The following is a 22,562-nucleotide window of genomic DNA, read 5'->3' as shown; positions in this document are numbered from 1 at the left end:
ATTTTAGATTTGAATTTTAAAAGTTATAATAAAATTAAAAATTTGTAACAAAAATTAATAAAATTGTTATATTTTTCTATATTTGAAACACTAAAACCAAGAACCAAATGATCTTTTACAGACAAAACCTTACTGATGCTCAATTATTAGATTTATATAAAAAAATTCTTAAACCTCGTTTGATCGAAGAAAAGATGCTGATCCTGATTCGACAAGGAAAAGTATCAAAATGGTTCTCCGGAATAGGGCAGGAAGCAATTGCAGTAGGGGTTACCGCTGTTTTAGATGACTCTGAATATGTATTGCCAATGCACAGAAATTTAGGCGTTTTTACCACAAGAAACATTCCGTTGCACCGCTTATTCTCGCAATGGCAAGGAAAAGCAAATGGTTTTACAAAAGGGCGGGATCGTAGCTTTCACTTTGGCACTCAGGAATATAAAATTATCGGGATGATTTCGCATCTTGGCCCGCAATTAGGGATCGCAGACGGAATCGCATTAGCTGATAAACTTCAGAACAATAAAAAAGTCACCGCTGTTTTTACAGGAGAAGGTGCTACAAGCGAGGGAGATTTTCATGAAGCACTAAATATTGCTGCTGTCTGGAAATTGCCGGTAATGTTTATCATCGAAAATAATGGTTACGGACTTTCGACGCCTACAAACGAACAGTATTTGTGCGAAAACCTTGCTGATAAAGGAATTGGTTACGGCATTGAAAGTTATATTATTGACGGAAATAATATTGTTGAAGTTTTCAATAAACTGTCTCAGTTAAAAGAAGACATGCAAAAAGATCCGCATCCGGTTTTATTAGAATTTAAAACCTTTAGAATGCGCGGTCATGAAGAGGCGAGTGGTACAAAATACGTTCCGCAGGAATTGATGGACGAATGGGCCGCCAAAGATCCGGTAAGTAATTACAGAAATTACTTAACTGAAATTGGGGTTCTTACAGCCGAATTCGACGAGCAGTTACACGCTGAAATCAAACAGGAAATCGACGAAAATTTGGCCATTGCCAACGCCGAACCTGAAATTATACCAACTTACAGCGGAGAATTAGATGATGTTTATAAACGTTATGAACATGAAGAAGTTAATCCGTCAGAAGAAGTTAAAAATATACGTTTTATAGATGCTATCAGATATAGTTTAGAGCAATCTATGAAACGCTATGGAAAACTGATCATAATGGGGCAGGATATTGCAGAATATGGCGGCGCTTTTAAAATCACAGATGGTTTTGTAGACTTATTTGGAAAAGATCGCGTACGAAATACACCAATTTGCGAGAGCGCCGTTGTTTCGACCGCAATGGGCTTATCTATAAATGGTTATAAAGCCATTGTCGAAATGCAATTTGCCGATTTTGTTTCTACAGGATTCAACCCAATTGTCAATTTATTAGCAAAATCTCATTATCGCTGGGGCGAAAATGCCGATGTTGTCGTTCGAATGCCTTGTGGCGGAGGAACTCAGGCCGGGCCATTTCACTCACAAACCAACGAAGCCTGGTTTACCAAAACTCCGGGTTTAAAAGTCGTTTATCCCGCTTTTCCGTATGATGCAAAAGGGTTATTGAATAGTTCTATAAATGACCCTAATCCGGTTTTATTTTTCGAACATAAACAATTGTATCGCAGCGTTTATCAGGATGTTCCGGTTGATTATTATACGATTCCGTTAGGAAAAGCAGCTTTATTAAAAGAAGGAAACCAGGTTACTATTATTGCTTTTGGCGCTCCGGTGCATTGGGCTTTAGAAACTTTGGCTAATAATCCTGAAATTTCAGCTGATTTAATCGACTTAAGAACTTTACAGCCTTTGGATACCGAAACTATTTTTGCTTCTGTAAAAAAGACAGGAAAAGTAATTATTTATCAGGAAGATACTTTGTTTGGAGGAATGGCAAGCGATATTTCGGCCTTAATTATGGAAGAATGCTTTGAATATCTGGATGCTCCGGTTAAAAGAGTAGCAAGTTTAGATTCGCCAATTCCGTTTACAAAAGCACTAGAAGATCAGTTTTTACCTAAAAATCGTTTCGAGGAAGTTTTATCAGATTTATTGAAATATTAATTACAAATAGCAAATAGTTTTGCAGAAAGAACATTTTTTTTATCTTTAAACCATTAAAAAATTAACTTATGAAAAAACTATTTGTTTCAATTTTTGCAATTTCGCTCCTTTTTTCCTGTAATAAAAGTGGTAAGTCTAACGAAGATAAAGCTTTAGACGGAAAATTTGACAAGTATAAAGATGGTTTTGTAACTTCTTTATGGAAAATTAATCCGGGTTGGGCTTCTGGTGTTGGGTATCATAAATACGATAGTATTTTGTCTATTCCGGATGCTAACGAAGAAAAAATACAACTTGATTTTGTCAACGCACAATTAGATTCTTTAAAACAATACAACGTTGAAAATTTGTCTGATAACAACAAGACTGATTTTCAAATGATTAAAAACCAGCTTGAAGCTACTATTTTTAGTATAAAAGAATTAAAATCGTCTGAATGGAATCCTTCTGAATACAATGTATGCGGATCATTTGCTGAGATTTTAAACGGAAAATACGATTCTTTAGAAGTTCGTTTGCGTGCTTTTAATGCTAAAATGAACAATGTTCCGGCTTATTATGAAGCTGCCAAAAAGAATATCAAAAATCCAACTGTTGAGCATACTGAACTTGCAATTGCGCAAAATTTAGGCGGTTCATCTGTTTTTGATACAGATTTAGCTGCAGCTTTAAAACAAAGTAAATTAAGCGAAGCTGAGAAAAAAGAAATGCTTGACAAAGCAAAAACAGCTAAAAAAGCAATTACAGATTACGCTGATTGGTTGAAAAACTTACCAAACAAAACGCCACGTTCTTTTAGATTAGGATCTGCATTATATGCTAAAAAGTTCAATTTTGATATCCAGTCAAGCTATACTGCTGACGAGATTTTTAAAGTGGCAAACGATCACAAAAAAGACTTACACGATAAAATGTTTGTTTTGGCAGATAAACTTTGGACTAAATACAAAGGAACTGAAGCAAAACCAACAAACAAACTGGAGTTAATCAAACAAGTTATTGATAAAATTTCTTTACAACACACCACTCCGGAAAAATTTCAATCTGAAATTGAGAAACAAATTCCGGAATTAACGGCGTATGTAAAAGCTAAAGATTTATTGTACATCGATCCGTCAAAACCACTTGTAGTACGTAAAGAACCAGCTTATATGGCAGGTGTTGCAGGAGCATCCATTTCTGCACCTGGTCCTTATGATAAAAATGCCAACACTTACTATAACGTGGGAAGCATGACAGGATGGACTGCTGAAAATGCAGAAAGTTATTTAAGAGAATATAACGATTATATTCTTCAGATCTTAAATATTCACGAAGCAGTTCCCGGACATTACACTCAATTGGTTTACAGCAATCAATCTCCAAGTATCATTAAGTCAATCTTAGGAAATGGCGCTATGGTTGAAGGATGGGCAGTTTACGCTGAGAAAATGATGTTAGAAAGTGGTTATAAAAATTCTGATGAAATGTGGTTGATGTACTATAAATGGAATTTAAGAGCTACTTGCAACACAATTCTTGACATTAGTGTTCACACTAAAAACATGTCCAAAGAAGCTGCAATCGATCTATTGACCAAAGAAGCTTTTCAGCAACAAGCAGAAGCTGACGGAAAATGGAGACGTGTAACTTTATCTCAAGTACAATTATGTTCTTATTTTACAGGATATACTGAAATTTATAACCTAAGAGAAGAACTTAAAAAGAAAGAAGGAGATAAATTCAACCTGAAAAAATTCCACGAAAAATTCTTAAGCTTTGGAAGTGCTCCGGTAAAATACATCAAAGAATTGATGTTGTCTAAAGAGTAATTTTTACAGCGATTTTAATAGAAAAGGTTTGATGAGAGTAATTCTTATCAAACCTTTTTTCTTTTATATGAATTTTAAAAATAAAATCACAAATAGAGATTTATCGCTACAACTATAATTTTTATCCCGTAGGGATTTCATATTGGTAGCATCAAATTAACGCGAAACATATTTGTCCCGTTAAGGACAATACGAGCCGAAAAAAGATATGTAGTCCCTTACGGGACACAGAAAACGTTGTCTACCATTTTCTACCAATATGAAATCCCTATGGGATAAATAATTTTGATGATAATAAAAACAACTAAAAAAATCCGTTTTTATCCGCGTTTTGCTTTAGCAATCCGTTTCATCTGCGTTCAATTCAATTGCATTTTTAAATGATCACAACTAACCGTTTACCATCCGGAACTTCAATATTCCAGGCTTTTTCAATATCAACCAAAGAAACAGTTTCAATATTTACTTTTAATTGATTTTGCGCAGCCAAAAGAAACATTTCAGGTAATATCTCCGAGAACAATAATTTTACTTCCTCTTTTGTCCAGCTTCCTAAACCGGAACCTGATAATTGAAGATCGACGCTTCTTAAGATTCCTGATGATAATTGAATAGTATCACCGGCCATTCCTCCAATTGTTACATATCTTACTTTGGTTGTAAACGAGCCATTTCCTTTTAAAGCCGTAAGAATTAATTCAGCGGGATGTCCCCATAAATAATCTAAAACAATATCTATAGGAGTATTTAAGTGAATCGCTTTAAGTTGTTTAATAATCGTTTCATCATCTTGTTTTAAAGAAATAATTTCGTCAGCACCTAAGGCTAAAAGATTTTGAAGTGTTTTTTCGTTTCTTCCGGTTACAATTATCTTTTTCGCACCATAATGTTTCGCAATCTGAATTGCCATTTGACCAGTAAATCCAGTAGCTCCGTTGATCAAAACTGTTTCTCCGGCTTGTATTTGTGCTCTAAATCTCAACGCCATTGCGGAACCTGCCACTGCATTTGGCATTGCTGCCGCTGTAGCATCGCTTATTCCGTCAGGCAATTTTACCATTCTGGTTTTTTCGACAAGGGCTTTTTCGGCAATGGTGCCGGAGATTCCGCGGGCATAAACTCTGGTTCCATCTTCTAAAATACCAACGGCGTCGCTGCCAATTACAGTTCCGTTTTGATTTTCATTTTCTGATGAATAATGATGTCCGTTTACGATTCCTTTATCGAGATTGGTAATCGCAACGGCTTTAACCGAAATTAAAACTTCATTTTCGTTTTGTACAATTGGCTCTGCAAATTCTGCATATTTTGGCAATTCGCCTTTTTTATAAATAACTGCTGCTTTCATAATTATTAAATTTTATAAAGCAAAATTAGGCAGTCATTTATGGGGAGGCGATAACATTTGTTATCAAATATTTTTTTTTAAACCATATAAGCTATATAAGTTAATTTAAGTTTAGCTTATAAATTTCTTATATAACTTATATGGTGAAGATATTATGGTGAATTTTAATTATTTCTTATGAACCAGTTTACTTTTGATTCGGCTTAAATGAACTGTAGTTACGCCAAGATAAGAAGCAATATAATGCTGAGGAACGCGCTGAATGATTTGAGGTCTTTCTTCAATTAAATTAAGATAACGCTGAGTAGGAGAGTCCTTTATAAAAGACACAAAATACTTCATATAATCGAATGTGCGTTGAAAAAGCATAGTGATTAAACGATCTCTTAATTCCGGAATTTCTTTGATTTCTTCCAGAATTTTATCCAGATCACTTTTAGAAATCCACCACAAAACTGAAGATTCAATGGCTTCAACAGCTGCCTGACTTGGAAATTTCTTCATGAAACTTTCGATCGAAGCCACACTCTGATTTTCGAAAAAAAACTGAGTCGTGAGATCTTTTCCGTTATTATTGAACCAAACTCTGATGCAGCCTTTTTCGATGATAAAAAGCTTTTTCGAGATTTCACCTTCTTCTAAAAGAATTGTTTTTGAAGCAACTTCAATGCGATTGAAATAACTGGTGTATTTCAGCCATTTTTCATCAGTTAAAGGGAATTTTTTTCGGAATTGGTTAAACATTGGTTGTTTCTCTTTAGTAGAATATTATTTCGATATATTATTCAAAATATCGCTTAAGAACATCTCTATCTGAATAAGCTTCTTTCCAAATTTCTATTTTATAATAATCTTTTCGTTCTTCGGAGTAGGCAGATTCTAAATTACTTGAATAAACACGGGCTCTATAATTTGCGTTTTCAATCTTTGTTTCAAGTATAATTTCAGAAAAAGGACAATCAATAACCTGTAAAATACCAGATTTGATTTCGATACTTGCTTCTACAACATGATCAAATTTACTAAAATCAGAAATTTGGCTTTTAGAATCTAATATTTCTAACTCACAATTTACTATTCCTTGATCATTTGCAATCGAAATTCCTAAGATTTCCTTTTCGATAGCCAATTTATCTGCAAAAGCTTGGTTTGACCAAAAATTATCAGAACTAGTATCTCCGGTAGCATTTATATCATTAATGTAAAACTGACCATAATCAGTTATAAAATTCAAATCAAATTTCATTCTTTTCTTTTTTTATCACTTAATAGCTTTGCAATTCGAAAACTGTTTGTCATTAATAAATAACCAATTATAGCTTTACAAAAATAAAAGATAAGCCAACCAGATTTCGGATAGTCTTTGAAAAGAATTTTCTGTTGGAAAAAGATAAAAAATTCCTTGAACAAAATCGGAACATTTGTAATAAGCATTAATGCTCCAATAACAATTACAGCTATTGAAATTATTTTACTTTGACTCCAATTTAATTCTATGGTATTACTTTCAAAACCTGTGTCAAGTTTTAATTTGTCAATGATCCAATTCGCTTTAAAAAGAAATAATCGACAAACTAAATAAAATATAAAAAGAACAAGTAAAATACTAAAAATGAGAATAATCAAATTTTTAGCGTCTCCATTTTCATATAAAAAATAAATGGATGAAATCCACTCAGGAATTATTGATACAGCTTGAAAAATTAAAAACAACCCTAAAATTTTAATTAACATGTTCCAAAAGGTTCTAATCGACATTATTATATTTAATTATTTAGTTTCCAATTCAAACAACTGCACCTGACTTTTCAAGCGATCAACCAATAAATTCATCATTCGTTTGTTTAAACTGGAAGAGTTCTGAATATAAATATCATATTCTTCAATAGTAAAAAGCGCCATGACAATTCCCTTAAGAGAATTTCTAAACTTAATATCTTTTTGTATTGAATTTTCGATTGTTTGAAGCTTCTTTTCAACCGTATAAGAATAAAAATCGGCTTTGTTTTTATTGACGTAATTGATAAAAACCGCAATAAACAAATCATTTTGAAGTTTTAAAATAGGCCTAATCGTCTGATTTTGAAACAGCTCATCGGCTGAAGATTGAGCACTTACTGTTCCTAAAGTCTCTCCTCTGAATTCTCTTAAAAAAGCGTCTCTATCTTCCATGTTTTTTCTTTAAATTTAGAAAAAAATCTAATGCGAAATTAATTTTACCTTGTAACTTATATATTAAATTTCACCATATAAGTTATATAAGATATTATAAGGTTATCTGAAATGAGTTTACAAAGCAACTTAAATAATCCAGAAAAAATAACCCAATAGCTTTAAATGAACTTACATAACTTATATGGTGAAAAAAGAAAAAATCCTTCAATCTATGAATATAAAATATTTACTGTTTTTAATTGTAATCACAATTGTGTCCTGCAATTCTAAAGATAAAAAAAGCGAGTACAAGCATATGGTATATCACGCTGTACACGATAAAGACACGGCAGTTTTAACCTTAAATATTAATGATAAACGATTTTTCGGTCATTACGAAAGATCTTATTACCAACAAGGTAAAGACTCCGGAGATGTAAGGGGAGATATTAAAGGCGATACTTTAAGAGGCGATTTTCATTTTATATCCAACGGAGGAAGCTGGAAAAGGATTCCGCTGGCTTTGCTCAAAAAAGAAAACAAATTATATTTAGGAAGCGGCATCATAACCACATATTTCAATCTTCCGTGTTTCATGCCCGGAACTCCAATAGAATATGATAATTCGAAGTTTGTTTTTGAAGAGGCCAAAAAATAGTTTTAAGTCTCAGTGGCAGTTTTCAGTTTCAATTTTTTTTAACCGCAAGGAACGCTAAGTTTTTTTTTACTGGGCTAAAATAATCTCGCAAAGGCGCAAAGACGCTAAGTTTATAGTATTTATAGAATTTGCCATCTCAAATTAATCCCAAAATAAGCACATAAAGCTTAAAAAACTTTGCGACTCCGCGCCTTTGCGAGATTTAAAAAAATAAAAAGACACAAAGCTTTGCGAACTTTACTTTTTCTAAAACATAAAATAGATTAAAATCTTAGCGTTCTTTGCGGTAAAAATTACACTCAAAGCAAAGCAACCTGAAACTAATTAAGTGGTCCAATTTTAGAAGGCAATTCAAATATTTCAAGATCAAAATAAATAACCGAAGCCATAACATGATCAAAATAATCTCGCACAGGGCGCAAAGACGCTAAGTTTATAGTATTTATAGAATTTGCCATCTCAAATTAATCCCAAAATAAGCACATAAAGCTTAAAAAACTTTGCGACTCCGCGCCTTTGCGAGATTAAAAAAATAAAAAGACACAAAGCTTTGCGAACTTTACTTTTTCTAAAACATAAAACAGATTAAAATATTAGCGTTCTTTGCGGTAAAAATTATCCTCAAAGAAAGCAACCGAAAAACTAACTTAAAGGCCCAATTGTCGAAGGCAATTCAAAAATTTCAAGATCAAAATAAATAACCGAAGCCATAACATGATCAAAAATATCCGCCATGATATATTCGTAGTTTGCCCAGCGTTTATCGCTCGAAAAAGCATAAATCTCTAACGGAACGCCATGCGCAGTCGATTGTAGCTGACGACACATGATATGCATATCTTTATTCAGTCCCGGATGTGTTATCAAATATTGCATGATATATTTACGAAACAAACCTAAGTTCGTCATATTGCGGCCATTTAGCGAAAGCGATTTATCAATACCACGCAAATCATTGTATTTTTCGATTTCGGCTTGTCTGGTTTCGATATAAGAACTTATAAGCTGCACGCGTTTCATATGATTCAAATCATCATTATTAAGGAAACGAATACTGCTGCTTTTGATGAGAATATGTCTTTTGATACGTCTTCCGTCAGATTTTTGCATTCCACGCCAGTTCTGGAAAGAGTCTGAACTCAAAGCATAAGTCGGAATCGTGGTAATTGTATTGTCAAAATTTCGAACCTTTACCGTAGTCAGGTTTATTTCGATAACATCACCATCGGCACCAAATTTATCCATTGTAATCCAGTCACCAATGCGCACCATATCGTTTATGGCCACCTGAACACTCGATACAAATCCTAAAATAGTATCCCTGAAAATCAAGATAATAATAGCCGAAAGTGTTCCCAGAATCGTTAAAAGTTCCCCTTTTTTGATCCCGAAAAGCGTCGAAATAATCATTGCTACACCAAAAATCCAAAGGACGATCATAATAACCTGAACAAAGCTGTCAATAGGTTTGTCGCTGTATTCAGGTTTTTGTTTTAGATAATCGCGTAAAGCATTAAAAATGGTTCTGATGATCCATAAACTAATCAAAACAATATAAATACCCACTATTTTTCCAAACAGCGATTCCCAATATTCGTATTTATCGAGAATAATAGGAACAGCTTTGTAGACAAAGAAAAACGGAATTAAATATGCTGTGTATTTCGTTGTTTTGTTATGAATAAGATAATCATCAAATTTTGTTTTGGTTTTCTGGGCAAAAACTGCCGTTAAGGTTACCAAAACAAATTTTGCTGCATAATAAATGGCAAATGCCAAAGCTACCATGATAGCAATATTTAGGAAAAGGCTAATATACGACGCAAAATTGCGGCTCATTCCCCAGTCCCGAAAAAGCGGATATAAAAAGTTAAATATTTTATCCAAAAGTTTATGCATTATTTTCTAAGTATTTCTTCTCGATATAAAAAGTTCCAAACGGAATAAGAGAAGCAATAAGTATGATTCCAAAAGTTTTGAGATCCCAATTCTGAGATTTTCTAAGTAACATAGCCAATATAATGTATCCTATAAATAATACTCCGTGAGTCATTCCTAACGGACGTAAAAAAGTATGATATAATTCCGGATTACTGTTTTTAATAACAAGCATATTAGCAAATAATACTAAATAAGAAATCCCTTCTAAAATTGCGGTAATTTTGAAAATCTTGAGCATCTATATGATATTTTAAATTTGTTTGCGCAAAATTAAGTATTATCGTTGGTTTTTGCGGTATGAATCAGGAAAGTAATTTATTTTTGTAATCTTAAACTTTGATAATGAGTAAGCGCGATTTAAAAAAATATTTGGCCGAATTAAACAAGGAACAACTCGAAGAACAAATTATCGAGTTGTACGAAAAATTTGCCCCCGTAAAAGTGTACTATGATTTTGTTTTTAATCCAAAGGAGGATAAACTTTTGCAGGAATCTAAAGTCAAAATTTCGCACGAATATTTTCCTATAAAGAAACCCAACGCAAAATGGCGTCCAAAAGCCAAAATGCGTCGTTCTGTTGCTCAAAAAATCATTAAACATTTTATAATGATAGGAGTTGATCCTTTTGTCATTGCCGATATTATGCTCTATAACATCGAAATAGCGCAAACCTATTCGTCAAATAATTTCATTAAGCAGGAATTATTTTACAAAAGCATTTTAAATTCTTTCGAGCAGGCAGTAAATTTTGTCATTTCTAACGGAATTTTACATGATTTTAAAGATCGAATTCTGGCAATCAAACAAGAAACTATTCAACAAAAATGGAAAAACAAGTATGATTTTGAGGCAATTTTAGAAAAAATTGACTTTTAAAGGCTTTTCTCATAAAAAATCTTATTTAAAAAAATCATTTATTTTACGTTAAAATAAGATGAATAACTGTTTTTTCGGTGTATTTTTGCAAAAATCCAAAAATAAACAATGTCTCAAAACACTTTAGAAATAGAAAGAGAAGAGAAAAAAGAACTTTATGCATACCAAAAAGGCGATATCGATGCCATTTTTGAACGTTTAGACAATGCTCCTTCGAAACATCATTTATTATATCAATTGCCTACTGGTGGTGGAAAAACAGTGATTTTTTCCGAAATCGTACGTCGTTATTTAGCTAATAATGATAAAAAAGTGGTGGTTTTAACGCATCGTATCGAACTTTGTAAACAAACCTCAAAAATGCTTAAAGGGTTTGGCGTTTCTAACAAAATCATTAACAGCAAAGTAAAAGAATTACCTGACCAGAACGATTTTTCTTGTTTTGTGGCCATGGTCGAGACTTTAAAAAACCGTATCAATGATGAAAAATTACACCTTGATAACATTGGTTTGGTTATTATCGATGAGGCACACTACAATTCATTCAGAAAATTATTAAACTCATTCAAAAACGCTTTTATCCTTGGGGTAACAGCAACACCGTTGAGTTCGAATATAAAATTACCAATGCACCAGAGTTACGACGAACTTATTGTGGGAGACACCATTAGTTCATTGATCGACAAAGGTTTCCTTGCCCGCGCAACCACCTATAGTTATGATGTGGGATTAACATCGCTAAAAGTAGGTATCAACGGAGATTACACCGTAAAATCATCAGATGATCTATATACGAATACCATCATGCAGGAAAAACTTTTGCATGCGTATACAGAACGTTCTCTTGGCAAAAAAACCCTGATTTTCAACAACGGTATTCATACCTCATTATATGTATATGAAACCTTTAGAGAAGCCGGTTACGACATTAGACACCTTGATAATACAAGTAGTTCAGAAGAACGTAAAGATATCCTGGCATGGTTCAAAAAGACTCCTGATGCGATTTTAACCTCTGTAGGAATCTTAACAACAGGTTTTGATGAGCCAACAGTAGAAACTATTATCCTGAACAGAGCAACAAAATCGCTAACATTATACTACCAAATGATCGGCCGTGGATCTCGTAAATTACCTGGTAAAGACGAGTTTACAGTTATTGATTTAGGTAATAATGCAGCACGTTTTGGTTTATGGAGCGAGCCTGTAAACTGGCAGCACATCTTTAAATCACCAGAATTCTATTTAGAAAATCTACGTGATGATACCGAGATCGAATTGTATTTCAAATACAGCATGCCACCGGAATTACGTGCGAAATTCGCTAAAACTGCCGACGTTACTTTTGATGTTGATGAAGAACATAAATTGATCATCAAACAAAATTTACGTTCAAAAGTAGTTTTAGATAAGTCATTAGAACAACACGCAGCAATGTGTGTAGACAATACAGAAACGCTGCAAGAAGCAAAATCATTAGGAAGAGAACTAGACGACGATATCGACTGTCGTATCAAACGCTATTCTAAATGTTTAAGTCAATGTAGTAAAAATTACCGCGAATGGTTAGTTGACGATTACAAGCTAAAACTAGTCCTATTAATAGGTAAAAAGTATCGTGAGAAAATCATGAACGAACCGGACGAAGATTAAAAAATGTTTCAAGTTTTTTTTAGTTTCATATTGTCACGCTGAGCGATCCCGATAGAAATCGGGAGAAGCGCGTTCAACATTGGAATTTGGTCCCAATGCTTCGGGATAAAGAATTTGGAATTTTAATAATTAGGAGCTATTTCCTGCTGTCCGCTATATCTTTTGCGCCGAACACCGGCACAAAAGGATGCCGCTCCCATCAGGGCTAGGGCTTTAGGATTCATAAGAAGTAATAGTAACATTTATACACAATATATTTCATCCCGAGGAACGAGGGATGACATAATTGAGAGAAAAAACAGAACCAAAGGTTCTAAAAAAATCATTTAAATCTGAGTAATCTGTGGCAGAATCTAAAATCTAAAATCAGAACTCTACAATAATAAAAACAATGTCTAAACAATTCTCATCATTAGGAATTTCAGCACCAATTTTAAAAGCTTTAAGCGAATTGAACATTGTTGAACCAACAGAAATTCAACAAAAAACAATTCCGTTATTGCTTTCTGAAAACCACGATGTTGTAGGTTTAGCCAAAACCGGAACGGGTAAAACAGCCGCTTTCGGATTACCTTTATTACAATTAATCGATACTGAATCTTCAATTGTACAAGCTATAATTTTGGTACCAACCAGAGAACTTGGACAACAAATTTTTAGAAATTTAGAAGATTTCGGAAAACATATTCCACATATTTCAATCGCTTCAACTTGTGGCGGAATCCCAATCAAACCTCAAATTGAGCGTTTATCACAACCCACACATATTGTTGTAGCAACACCGGGACGTTTAATCGATTTGATTCAACGTAAAGCAATTGACTTAAAACAAGCACAATATTTAGTTTTAGATGAAGCCGATGAAATGGTTTCGATACTAAAAGAAAGTTTGGACGAAATCGTAGCCGAACTTCCTAAAAAACACAGAACTTTATTATTCTCGGCCACTTTACCGGGAACAATCAAACAACTGATCCAGAATTACTTAAACAAAAATGTAGTTCAGGTAAGTGCTGATATGGAAACTGTTGGTAACCAAGGGATTGACCACGAATATATTGTTGTTGATCCAATCGAAAAATTGGATGTTTTAATGCATTTCCTAAATTCAAAAGACGGAGAACGCGGAATCATCTTTTGTAAAACCAAAGCTGCAGTAAACAAATTAGCGAAAAACTTAGCAATTAATCGTTTTTCGTCAGGAGCATTACACGGAAGTTTATCTCAAGGAATTCGTGACAGAATCATGGAGCAATTTCGTGAAGGACATATCAATATTCTGGTTGCAACCGATTTAGCAGCAAGAGGAATCGACGTAAAAGAAATCTCTTATGTCGTAAATTATCATTTGCCTGATACGTACGAAAATTACGTTCACCGTAGTGGTAGAACCGCAAGGGCAGGAGCAAAGGGACTTTCTCTGACCGTTTTACAAGAAGAAGAAACAGCTGAAATCCCGGAATTCGAAAAAGAATTAGGTATTAAATTTACCCAATTTCAGAAACCTTCTGTAGTAAGTTTAGAAGAAAACAACACGCTTTTATGGGCGAAACAAATCTTCAAAACAAAACCCAATCACGATATTTCAGTCGATTTAAAAACAAAAGTAAAAACCGTTTTTCATCATCTGACTAAAGATGAATTAATCGAAAAATTGTTAGCCAATTACGTTTTGCAAAACAAAGTTGAAGTAACAGAAAAACCTGTTAAAAAATTCAAAAAGTAGCCCGTTGATCCACAGATTTTGCGAATTTATGTTGTATTTTTATAAGGTAATATTATCTTAAAAATACAACGTAAGCATGGCTAATATCCAAATAAAAGAAATTTCAATAAACGACATCGACCAATTGCAAAAAATTGGAAGACAGACTTTTCAGGAGACATTTTCAGAATCAAATTCTGAAGAAAACATGAAAAATTATCTTGAAGAAGGTTTTTCTAATGAAAAGCTAACACAAGAACTTACCAATAAAGATTCCCAGTTTTATTTTGCCACATTAGAAAATGAAGTAATTGGTTACTTAAAAGTGAATTTTGGAGAATCTCAAACTGAATTAAAAGACAGTAAATCACTTGAAATCGAACGAATCTACGTTTCAAAAGAATTTCACGGAAAAAAAGTCGGACAATTACTGTATGAGAAAGCAATCCAGATAGCAAAAGACAAAAATATTGACTATGTATGGTTAGGAGTCTGGGAAGAAAATCTAAGAGCCATCAGTTTCTATACAAAAAATGGTTTTGTCGAATTTGACAAACACATTTTTAAACTTGGAAATGAGGAACAAACAGATATTATGATGAAGCTTAAATTGGCAAATTAATTCCATAAGAATATAAAAGAAAACTCGAATGAGGTTTTATATATGAAATTATAATGTTAAATTTATAGAACTGCTCAGGCAGAAAAGTTTTTACTCATGAATCCTACTTAAAAAGACAATACACATGAAAATAGTCATTATAGGAGGTGGTTTTGCAGGTCTAAATCTAGCAAAAGAGCTTGTAAACCATCCTCAAATACAAGTAACCCTTGTAGACAAAAACAATTATAATTTCTTTCCGCCACTAATATATCAGGTTGCTACCGCTTTTTTAGAGCCATCAAGTATCAGTTATCCTTTTAGAAAATTCTTTGCAGGTAAAAAAAACCTTCAATTTCGTTTAGGCGAATTGCTTTCTGTAGTTCCTGCCGAAAATAAAATAATCCTTAATAATGGTGAACTAACTTACGATCATCTAGTTTTTGCGACAGGCGCCGAAACCAGCTATTTTGGCATGGAAAACGTAATGAAAAACGCCATTCCGATGAAAACCTTAAATGATGCCATCGAAATGCGTAATACATTACTTAAAAACCTGGAAAAGGCCGCTATTACCAAAGATATTCGTAAACGCCGTAAATTATTAACGATTGTGGTTGCCGGAGGAGGACCAACAGGAGTAGAGGTTTCAGGAATGTTTGCCGAAATGCGTAAAAATATACTTCTTAAGGAATATCCGGAATTAGAAACATCTGCCAGTAATGTGTATTTGGTCGATGGGGGAGACGCTTTATTGGCACCAATGAGCAAAGCTTCGCAAGAAGACACATTAGACGCGCTTACCAAATTAGGAGTTGTAGTCAAGCTGCATACCCGCGTAGTCGATTATATTGATGATACGGTACATTTTGAAAACGGAGAAACGATCAAAACCAAAAACTTAATTTGGGCTGCCGGAGTTTCTGCAAAACTTTTTGACGGAATTCCGAAAGAAAGTTATGGCCGCGGAAGACGTATGGCAACAGATCAATATAATAAAGTAAATGGCTTGATTAATATCTATGCCATTGGTGACACAGCTATTTCAGCCGGAGATAAAAATTTCCCTGACGGACATCCGCAAGTGGCTCAGGTCGCTATTCAGCAAGGATTAAATTTAGCTAAAAACTTTAAAGCATTGGTACAAAACAAACCTTTAAAACCTTTTGCTTATAATGACAAAGGTTCTATGGCGATCATTGGTAAAAACAAAGCTGTGGTTGATTTACCAAGTCCAAAATGGCATTTTAAAGGATTTTTTGCCTGGATTATCTGGCTGTTTATCCACTTGATATCCCTAATTACTTATAGAAACAGATTAAATACATTCTGGAACTGGATGGTCGCGTATTTTGCCAGAGATCAATCATTGAGAATGATTATCAGACCGGATAAAAGACAACAAAGCGAATAGATAAATTGGATAATAAATTCCAATTTTTTTAAATTCCAAATTCCAATATCAATAAATGCAAAAAGCCAGAATTATTAAATTCTGGCTTTTTCATTTCATTTAGAATATATCTTAAATCCTTCAGTTTAGATCTAGTTTGTCATTTCGAAGAATGAGAAATCACACTAGAAATTTGACATAGCCTATCGCCAATCTTTGTCGATCAACGAATGTGATTTCTCACTCTAAATCGAAATGACAAACCACACGAAAATATTGTTATGAAAATGATTGTCCTAGCCCCGATAGAAGTGGAAATCCTTTTGTGTCCGCCACCGCGGACACAAAAGATTGGAACGTATAGCGGGATTAGCTCCTAAAAAAAATGTTTTTATAATAGAAATCGAAATGACAATATGTGTAAAAAACGCTTGTTTAATTGGAATTTGGTCCAGATGCTTCGGGATAAAAAATTTGGAATTTTTAATTTAATGTCCCACCAAAACATCATCATCTTTAGAAACTTCAACTTTTTCTTTAATAAAACGTTTACCGATATTTAAAACTATAAAGGCGATAATCGTTGTCGATGTCATAATAAGAACCATTGGCGCTACAGAATCTTTTACAAAAACACCAACAGCAAATGATGCTAAAGCCCCTAATCCTAACTGAATAGCTCCCATTAAAGCGGAAGCACTTCCGGCGTTTTTAGCAAAAGGCGCCATTGTAAGTCCGGCTGTATTTGGGTTTGAAATTCCTAAACATCCCAAAAACAAGAAAAGCATGGCGATTGTTTCGTATAATCCTAATAAATTATTGACAGCCAGCACCAGAAAAACGATGGCAATTACAGATTGTGTAATTAATGCGCCAAAAATCATTTGCTCACTTGAAAATTTCTTCAATAAAACGGAATTCAATTGACTTGAACCAATAAAACTTACCGACATAAAAGCAAAAATCCATCCGTAGGTTTTAGCATCTACATGATAGATATCCATAAAAATTATAGGGGAGGCCGCTACGTAAGTAAATAAGCCTGAAAAAGAAATAGATCCTGTAAAGGCATAAGTAAAAAACTGAGGTTCTTTTAATACTTTTAAAAAGTTCGAAATGATTGGTTTTGGTTTTAATGAGATCGAAGTATCAGGTTTATAGCTGTTTGGCAAACCGACCTGGGCAGCAATTAAAATAGCGATTCCCATACACATTAGGATAAAAAATACGGTATGCCATCCATAATCTTCTGTAACATAACCACCAATTGTTGGTGCCAACATCGGCGAAAGCCCCAAAACCAGCATTAATAAAGAGAAAACTTTTGGAATATCTTTTACCGGAAACAAATCTCTCACCATGGCTACAGAAGCTACTGTTGCTGCACAACTACCAATTGCCTGAACAAATCGTAAAAGGATAAAAGAATCAATATCTGCTACATAAACACAACCTAATGAAGCTATTATGTAAACTAAAAGACCAATAAACAACGGTTTTTTGCGTCCAAAACGGTCCAATAAAGGCCCGTAAAGCAATTGTCCGGCTGAAATTCCGATAAAATAACTCGATAAACTCATCGAAACTTTTGCAACAGTGGTATTTAGATCTTTAGCAATGCCAGAGAAGCCCGGCAAATACATGTCGATCGAAAAAGGACCAAGTGCTGTTAAAGAACCTAAAATCAGAATGAGTTTAATATATTTTTTTGTTGTCATTTCCTTAAATAATTGCTTTTAATTTTCTGCAAAGGTAAATATTTAGTACCTTGTTATATAATCTTATGCATTTTTATATAAAAAGTGTATTGATTTTAAATCTAAATTGAACTTCAATAATTGATTTTCAAACTAATCCTAAAAATTAAAATTTATGAAAAATTTCTCTTTACTATTCGCTCTTATTTTTACAACAGTTTCATTTGCTCAGACAATTACATCTAAAAAAGAAGACGCAAACGTTGAGCAATACGCGCTTCTTCAAAAAGTAAATCAGTATTATCCTGATATAACTTTAAACAAGTCTGTTACTAATTTTTATGCAGACGGAAAAATTATTGACACTCAGCAAGAATTTAATCTGGACACTTCGAAATTTTCAAGTTATAAAATTGGAATTGAGCCAGATAACAAAAAATTATTATTTGAATACGTTTCTGATGAAACAGGAAAGGTTTACGGTGATGTTACCATTTTTAAAGGAAATGCACTTAGAACAACTTTTTCAGAAAAAAACAATGAAATTAACGTAGCATTAAACGGAAAATCTGTTTATTTGAAAAAAATAAAATAATTTAATTTTATATTCAAAATAAAAGCATTCGCCACGGTGAATGCTTTTTTTTGGTTTATATTTGAAACAAAATTTACAAACAAGACAATCCCAATGAAAAAAATCATTCTTTTGTTGCTATTAATTTCTTTTTCAGCACATTCACAAACAAATCGATTTACAGGCACATGGAGCACTGAGAATTGCAAGGATTGTAGTAAAGAATATGTTTTAACTTTAAACATAGCACAATCTAACAGTAAGATATTTGGAACCGGAGAAATCACGAGCACAAATGAAAAATTCGTTACCGGTGTTATGGAAATTACCGGATACGTGTACGTGCTTGGTGAAAAAGCTCAAATTAATATGAAATCTAAAAATGGTTCTGTAAGCGCAGTACTTTATGCAAATGAAGGAGTTTTACAGTTCACCAAAAGAGGTGGTTCTGATTTAGTTCCCAAAGAAACCATTTTAACGAAACTATACGATTAATACTGAATTTATTGAGGATTGGACTGTTTATAACATAATATAATTTGAACTATAATTTATATTATGTAAAATAGAATATTTTAGAAACCTTCTCCAATAAACATTTTCCTTCATCTAAAAATGATTAAATAATCTGCGAATTAGTTATTCTAAAATCACTACTACTTTCGTTTTTGCAAAAGCAAATAAATTCGTTTAGCAATAATGATTCTAAAACCTTAAAAAAGCATTTTTAAAATATATAAATCATCAATTTTTAACATTTACTTAAAATAATTACATTCTCGTCAAGATGCTTTCATTGTAAGAGTTTATTTTATTATTTTTACATTCGATACTTTAAAAAAATTATCAAACATATGAATACAATTGCTGAGCATATTGCAGATTTTTTAAAAGAATACCCGCCATTTGATAATTTAACTTTTCAGGAATTATCTGATATTGCTACCAATATTCGTGTTCTCAATTTAGAAAAACACGCTGTACTTTTTCAAATAAATGATTTGCTGCATGATAGCTTTTATGTAGTGGCTTCTGGTGTTATAAATTTAACAACAATTGCTGATGCTGAAGAAACTATTATAAACAAATGCCATGAAGGCGATATTTTTGGTTTACGTCCGTTTTTTGCCAAAAACAACTATATGATGACAGCCAAAGCACGTGAAGAAAGTATTGTTTATGCTATCCCGATTGCTGTTTTCAGACCTTTTGTAGCAAATAATTCAGACGTTTTAAACTTTTTACTAGAGAATTTCGCTATCAATTCAAGACATGCGAAAGACAATGTAAATTCTAACGGAAAACTGATTTCTGATACTGCTTTTTACGTAGATCAGCAATCAGAAATGCAATATATTCAGTCACTTGCGTATAATAATTCGCCATTAACCACTGAATCTAATCGTATCATCAAAGATGTTGCGATATTGATGACAGAATCAATGGTAGATAACATTGTGATTTGCGAAAAAAATAACCCGATTGGTATTGTAACAAATGCCGATTTATCTTCTAAAATTGCGACAGGCCGCTATCCTATTACCGAAACAATTGATAAGATCATGTCTTCGCCCGTTGTTACTGTGATCGAAAATGTTTCTCTGGCAGAAGCGCAATTGCTTATGCTTAAAAATAATGTCACGCATTTATGTGTTACCAAAGACGGTACAAGTAAATCTGCTGTAAAAGGAATTATTTCTGAGCACGATTTAATTGTGGCTCAAGCTAGTAACCCTGGTGTTTTAATTAAAGAAATTAAACGTTCTCAGCTTCCAAAAGACTTAAAACAAATACGCGATCGTTTGTCTGATTTGATTCAGAACTCGATTCAGAAGAATATTCCGATTTCACATATTAGCAATATTGCGAGCGAAATTAATCTGGCGATCATAAAACGCGCTGTTGAGCTTTCTATTTTAGATTTAGGCTCACCTCCTGCTCGTTTTGCATGGTTAAGCATTGGTAGTCAAGGCCGTAAAGAACAATTGTTACTGACAGACCAGGATAGTATTCTTATTTTTGAAGATGTTGCTCCTGAAAAATACAGAGAAGTAAAAGATTACTTTTTAAGGCTGGCCAAAAGAACGACTTCTATCTTAGAAAAAGTAGGTTACGAATATTGCCCAAATGGACATATGGGAAGTAATATGTTATGGTGTAAATCATTGACAGACTGGACAAAACAGTACAATAGCTGGATGAATACTCCAGGTGAAAACAGCAATGATTTAAGTAGCATTTTCTTTGATTATGAAATTGTTTTTGGAGAACCAAAAATCGAAGAAGTAATAGAAAATGTCATTTTCAAGAATGCTGTAAATAACACCTTATTCTTCGACTTTTTAGGTAACGATGCTTTAAAAAGAAATTCTCCTTTGAGTTTCTTCAAAAAATTTATTGTAGAGGAAGAAGGCCCGCATAAAACAAAATTTGATATTAAAACCCGTGCATTAATGCCATTAATTGATGCTGCACGTTTGTTAATTTTGAATGCTAATATCAAAGGAATCAAAAATACTTATTTAAGATTCAAACAATTAGCTATAACTGATTCTAAAAATGCCGAAATTTATCTGAGCTGCGCCGAAGCTTTTTTAACATTATCAAAATTTAGAACTGTTGAAGGATTAAAGAATGATGACTCAGGACAATATATCAATTTGCGAGAAATGTCTAAAACAGACAAAGAAAAGTTAAAAAATGCCTTAACCCCAATGAAAGACCTTGAGGAACTGATTAAGAGTAAATTTCAACTTACACAATTCTCATAAATATGCTAGACTGGATTAAAAATATCAATAAAGAATATCCGGATTTCTGGAAAGAATACCTGACTAAATTCGAAACAAAACCAAATCGATTTGTAGTTTTATCTACTGAAACTTCTGGGTTAAACCCCAATAAAGATGTTATTTTATCTTTGGGTGCTTTTTCAGTAATCGATGATGGAATTGTGATCAAAGATAATTTCGAAGCTGTTTTACTGCAATACAAATTTTTGCAGGACAATGGTCTTTCGAATGAGTTTATCATTGAAAGCAAAATGCTCAAAATGCCTGAACCAGATGCTATTGAGGCATTTGTGAATTTTATAGGTAATTCTATTTTAGTTGGTCATCACATTAATTTTGATATCGAAATGCTAAATGCTGCATTAGAACGCCTGGATTGTGGACGACTTAAAAATGAAGCATTGGATATTGATATGATGTACAGAAAATTAATGGATATTAATGACAAACAATTTTCTCTGGATGATTTAAGCGAAATTTATAAAATTCCTAAAAGCGATAGAAACTCATCATCTGAAGATGCATACAAAATTGCACTTTTGTTTTTGAAATTAAAGTCAAGATTGGGAATTAAATAATTTTTGAAATTTATAAAATAAAGAAATCCGCATTACAATCTGTAATGCGGATTTCTTTATTTTATTCTTCTTTTAATTCATTCAACATCCAGATCGTACAGGAAAAATGTCCGGTATTACCCAATGGTTTATTCATTGATTTGAAACCTAATTTTTCATAAGCAGAAACCGCAGCGTATAATTCCGGCATGGTTTCTAAGTAGATATTTTTGAAATTACTACTTTTAGCAAATTCAATACACTTCAGCATCAACATTTTACCAATCCCCTTACCTCTACTCGATGCCGACATATACATTTTGACCAATTCTACAGTGTCTTCAGGCAATCCTTCTGTTGGATAAATTCCTGCGCCTCCTAAAATTTCACCATTTTCTTCAGCAACAAAATAGGCAGAGTTTTTCAATTGAAAAGATTCAAATAATCTATCTGTGCTTTCGTCGAAATAAGCTGTTCCCGGAATGTTTAACCCAAACTCTTCTAAACTTTTTCGCAATATACCTGCCATCACAAGATTGTCAGCAGGAGAAATTAACCTTATATTCATGAATATTAATTGAATTTTATTTTAAATTGTCTTTTTAACGAACTAAGACAATTTGTATAATTTACGCTTATAAAGAATTTATGTTATCCAGAAGATTTTGTTTTTAGTTTTTGATTACATAAAATAAAAATGCCTCTTAAAAATTAAGAG

General features: G+C 33.0%; 21 protein-coding genes. 12 read left to right on the top strand and 9 right to left on the bottom strand.

The genetic code is table 11. The features are described from left to right. Positions 1-107: 107 nt before the first annotated feature. Positions 108-2,084: an alpha-ketoacid dehydrogenase subunit alpha/beta gene (locus LNP81_RS19330; RefSeq protein ID WP_230038674.1), complete on the top strand. Its 1,977-nt coding sequence runs from the start codon at positions 108-110 to the stop codon at positions 2,082-2,084. A 68-nt stretch (positions 2,085-2,152) separates the two neighbouring features. Then, a complete protein-coding gene (locus tag LNP81_RS19325) occupies positions 2,153-3,895 on the top strand; it encodes a DUF885 domain-containing protein (RefSeq protein ID WP_230038672.1) in 1,743 nt (580 codons plus the stop codon). A gap of 376 nt (positions 3,896-4,271) precedes the next feature. Here the strand turns inward: LNP81_RS19325 and LNP81_RS19320 are convergent, their stop codons facing one another. From LNP81_RS19320 to LNP81_RS19300, 5 genes are all read right to left on the bottom strand, one after another. After that, a complete protein-coding gene (locus tag LNP81_RS19320) occupies positions 4,272-5,243 on the bottom strand; it encodes a quinone oxidoreductase family protein (RefSeq protein WP_230038670.1) in 972 nt (323 codons plus the stop codon). Positions 5,244-5,411: 168 nt separating this feature from the next. Next, positions 5,412-5,987: a Crp/Fnr family transcriptional regulator gene (locus LNP81_RS19315; RefSeq protein ID WP_230038668.1), complete on the bottom strand. Its 576-nt coding sequence runs from the start codon at positions 5,985-5,987 to the stop codon at positions 5,412-5,414. A 37-nt stretch (positions 5,988-6,024) separates the two neighbouring features. After that, positions 6,025-6,489 (bottom strand): hypothetical protein, encoded by a 465-nt coding sequence (locus tag LNP81_RS19310; RefSeq protein WP_230038666.1) that lies wholly within the window; start codon positions 6,487-6,489, stop codon positions 6,025-6,027. Next, on the bottom strand, positions 6,486-6,977 hold the full coding sequence (locus LNP81_RS19305; RefSeq protein WP_230038664.1) for a hypothetical protein: 492 nt from the start codon (positions 6,975-6,977) through the stop codon (positions 6,486-6,488). Before LNP81_RS19305 ends, LNP81_RS19310 begins: the two co-directional genes overlap by 4 nt. A 36-nt stretch (positions 6,978-7,013) precedes the next feature. Then, complete coding sequence (locus tag LNP81_RS19300) at positions 7,014-7,415, bottom strand: glyoxalase (protein ID WP_230038662.1); 402 nt, start codon at positions 7,413-7,415, stop codon at positions 7,014-7,016. Between the two features lie 214 nt (positions 7,416-7,629). Between LNP81_RS19300 and LNP81_RS19295 the strand changes: the two genes are divergently transcribed. Next, on the top strand, positions 7,630-8,055 hold the full coding sequence (locus tag LNP81_RS19295; protein ID WP_230038660.1) for a hypothetical protein: 426 nt from the start codon (positions 7,630-7,632) through the stop codon (positions 8,053-8,055). 642 nt (positions 8,056-8,697) lie between these two features. Here the strand turns inward: LNP81_RS19295 and LNP81_RS19290 are convergent. Further along, positions 8,698-9,954: a mechanosensitive ion channel family protein gene (locus tag LNP81_RS19290; RefSeq protein WP_230038658.1), complete on the bottom strand. Its 1,257-nt coding sequence runs from the start codon at positions 9,952-9,954 to the stop codon at positions 8,698-8,700. Then, positions 9,947-10,234: a DUF3817 domain-containing protein gene (locus LNP81_RS19285; RefSeq protein WP_230038656.1), complete on the bottom strand. Its 288-nt coding sequence runs from the start codon at positions 10,232-10,234 to the stop codon at positions 9,947-9,949. The genes LNP81_RS19290 and LNP81_RS19285 overlap by 8 nt, the downstream gene beginning before the upstream one ends. Before the next feature lie 104 nt (positions 10,235-10,338). Here LNP81_RS19285 and LNP81_RS19280 point away from each other — a divergent pair, with 104 nt between their 5' ends. The 5 genes from LNP81_RS19280 to LNP81_RS19260 all read left to right on the top strand — a co-directional run bounded on the left by LNP81_RS19280 (position 10,339) and on the right by LNP81_RS19260 (position 16,245). After that, a complete protein-coding gene (locus tag LNP81_RS19280) occupies positions 10,339-10,872 on the top strand; it encodes a DUF6155 family protein (protein WP_230038654.1) in 534 nt (177 codons plus the stop codon). 108 nt (positions 10,873-10,980) lie between these two features. Next, entirely contained in the window at positions 10,981-12,525 is a 1,545-nt protein-coding gene (locus LNP81_RS19275; RefSeq protein ID WP_230038652.1) for a DEAD/DEAH box helicase, read from the top strand. A gap of 391 nt (positions 12,526-12,916) precedes the next feature. Continuing rightward, positions 12,917-14,251: a DEAD/DEAH box helicase gene (locus LNP81_RS19270; protein ID WP_230038650.1), complete on the top strand. Its 1,335-nt coding sequence runs from the start codon at positions 12,917-12,919 to the stop codon at positions 14,249-14,251. Positions 14,252-14,327: 76 nt separating this feature from the next. Next, a complete protein-coding gene (locus LNP81_RS19265; protein ID WP_230038648.1) occupies positions 14,328-14,852 on the top strand; it encodes a GNAT family N-acetyltransferase in 525 nt (174 codons plus the stop codon). Between the two features lie 124 nt (positions 14,853-14,976). Next, a complete protein-coding gene (locus tag LNP81_RS19260) occupies positions 14,977-16,245 on the top strand; it encodes an NAD(P)/FAD-dependent oxidoreductase (RefSeq protein ID WP_230038646.1) in 1,269 nt (422 codons plus the stop codon). Between the two features lie 467 nt (positions 16,246-16,712). Here LNP81_RS19260 and LNP81_RS19255 read toward each other — a convergent pair whose 3' ends face one another. After that, positions 16,713-17,942 carry a multidrug effflux MFS transporter gene (locus LNP81_RS19255; protein WP_230038644.1) on the bottom strand — a complete coding sequence of 410 codons (1,230 nt, stop codon included), beginning with the start codon at positions 17,940-17,942 and terminating at the stop codon, positions 16,713-16,715. A 154-nt stretch (positions 17,943-18,096) separates the two neighbouring features. Here LNP81_RS19255 and LNP81_RS19250 point away from each other — a divergent pair, with 154 nt between their 5' ends. The 4 genes from LNP81_RS19250 (at position 18,097) to LNP81_RS19235 (ending at position 21,865) form a co-directional block, all read left to right on the top strand. Beyond that, positions 18,097-18,516, top strand: a complete 420-nt coding sequence (locus LNP81_RS19250; RefSeq protein WP_230038641.1) for a hypothetical protein — start codon at positions 18,097-18,099, stop codon at positions 18,514-18,516. A gap of 93 nt (positions 18,517-18,609) precedes the next feature. Beyond that, positions 18,610-18,990: a hypothetical protein gene (locus LNP81_RS19245; protein WP_230038639.1), complete on the top strand. Its 381-nt coding sequence runs from the start codon at positions 18,610-18,612 to the stop codon at positions 18,988-18,990. A gap of 359 nt (positions 18,991-19,349) precedes the next feature. Further along, positions 19,350-21,266 (top strand): DUF294 nucleotidyltransferase-like domain-containing protein, encoded by a 1,917-nt coding sequence (locus LNP81_RS19240; RefSeq protein ID WP_230038637.1) that lies wholly within the window; start codon positions 19,350-19,352, stop codon positions 21,264-21,266. 2 nt (positions 21,267-21,268) lie between these two features. Further along, positions 21,269-21,865 (top strand): 3'-5' exonuclease, encoded by a 597-nt coding sequence (locus LNP81_RS19235; protein WP_173972864.1) that lies wholly within the window; start codon positions 21,269-21,271, stop codon positions 21,863-21,865. 61 nt (positions 21,866-21,926) lie between these two features. On the opposite strand, the gene LNP81_RS19230 is transcribed toward LNP81_RS19235, so the two are convergent. Further along, entirely contained in the window at positions 21,927-22,412 is a 486-nt protein-coding gene (locus tag LNP81_RS19230; protein ID WP_230038635.1) for a GNAT family N-acetyltransferase, read from the bottom strand. Positions 22,413-22,562: the final 150 nt, after the last annotated feature.

This window comes from Flavobacterium piscisymbiosum (assembly GCF_020905295.1).
Lineage (GTDB): Bacteria > Bacteroidota > Bacteroidia > Flavobacteriales > Flavobacteriaceae > Flavobacterium > Flavobacterium piscisymbiosum.
Note: the sequence above shows the minus strand (reverse complement) of the source record. Positions and strands in the feature narration are given on the sequence as shown.

What these genes read in the sequence shown, in the direction of transcription:
- LNP81_RS19270 (WP_230038650.1), top strand. Translation starts at nt 12,917, where the DNA reads ATGTCTAAACAATTCTCATCATTAGGAATTTCAGCACCAATTTTAAAA.
- LNP81_RS19285 (WP_230038656.1), bottom strand. Translation starts at nt 10,234, where the DNA reads ATGCTCAAGATTTTCAAAATTACCGCAATTTTAGAAGGGATTTCTTAT.
- LNP81_RS19245 (WP_230038639.1), top strand. Translation starts at nt 18,610, where the DNA reads ATGAAAAAAATCATTCTTTTGTTGCTATTAATTTCTTTTTCAGCACAT.
- LNP81_RS19310 (WP_230038666.1), bottom strand. Translation starts at nt 6,489, where the DNA reads ATGAAATTTGATTTGAATTTTATAACTGATTATGGTCAGTTTTACATT.
- LNP81_RS19305 (WP_230038664.1), bottom strand. Translation starts at nt 6,977, where the DNA reads ATGTTAATTAAAATTTTAGGGTTGTTTTTAATTTTTCAAGCTGTATCA.
- LNP81_RS19230 (WP_230038635.1), bottom strand. Translation starts at nt 22,412, where the DNA reads ATGAATATAAGGTTAATTTCTCCTGCTGACAATCTTGTGATGGCAGGT.
- LNP81_RS19325 (WP_230038672.1), top strand. Translation starts at nt 2,153, where the DNA reads ATGAAAAAACTATTTGTTTCAATTTTTGCAATTTCGCTCCTTTTTTCC.
- LNP81_RS19255 (WP_230038644.1), bottom strand. Translation starts at nt 17,942, where the DNA reads ATGACAACAAAAAAATATATTAAACTCATTCTGATTTTAGGTTCTTTA.
- LNP81_RS19240 (WP_230038637.1), top strand. Translation starts at nt 19,350, where the DNA reads ATGAATACAATTGCTGAGCATATTGCAGATTTTTTAAAAGAATACCCG.
- LNP81_RS19280 (WP_230038654.1), top strand. Translation starts at nt 10,339, where the DNA reads ATGAGTAAGCGCGATTTAAAAAAATATTTGGCCGAATTAAACAAGGAA.
- LNP81_RS19320 (WP_230038670.1), bottom strand. Translation starts at nt 5,243, where the DNA reads ATGAAAGCAGCAGTTATTTATAAAAAAGGCGAATTGCCAAAATATGCA.
- LNP81_RS19290 (WP_230038658.1), bottom strand. Translation starts at nt 9,954, where the DNA reads ATGCATAAACTTTTGGATAAAATATTTAACTTTTTATATCCGCTTTTT.
- LNP81_RS19315 (WP_230038668.1), bottom strand. Translation starts at nt 5,987, where the DNA reads ATGTTTAACCAATTCCGAAAAAAATTCCCTTTAACTGATGAAAAATGG.
- LNP81_RS19260 (WP_230038646.1), top strand. Translation starts at nt 14,977, where the DNA reads ATGAAAATAGTCATTATAGGAGGTGGTTTTGCAGGTCTAAATCTAGCA.
- LNP81_RS19250 (WP_230038641.1), top strand. Translation starts at nt 18,097, where the DNA reads ATGAAAAATTTCTCTTTACTATTCGCTCTTATTTTTACAACAGTTTCA.
- LNP81_RS19295 (WP_230038660.1), top strand. Translation starts at nt 7,630, where the DNA reads ATGAATATAAAATATTTACTGTTTTTAATTGTAATCACAATTGTGTCC.
- LNP81_RS19265 (WP_230038648.1), top strand. Translation starts at nt 14,328, where the DNA reads ATGGCTAATATCCAAATAAAAGAAATTTCAATAAACGACATCGACCAA.
- LNP81_RS19300 (WP_230038662.1), bottom strand. Translation starts at nt 7,415, where the DNA reads ATGGAAGATAGAGACGCTTTTTTAAGAGAATTCAGAGGAGAGACTTTA.
- LNP81_RS19235 (WP_173972864.1), top strand. Translation starts at nt 21,269, where the DNA reads ATGCTAGACTGGATTAAAAATATCAATAAAGAATATCCGGATTTCTGG.
- LNP81_RS19275 (WP_230038652.1), top strand. Translation starts at nt 10,981, where the DNA reads ATGTCTCAAAACACTTTAGAAATAGAAAGAGAAGAGAAAAAAGAACTT.
- LNP81_RS19330 (WP_230038674.1), top strand. Translation starts at nt 108, where the DNA reads ATGATCTTTTACAGACAAAACCTTACTGATGCTCAATTATTAGATTTA.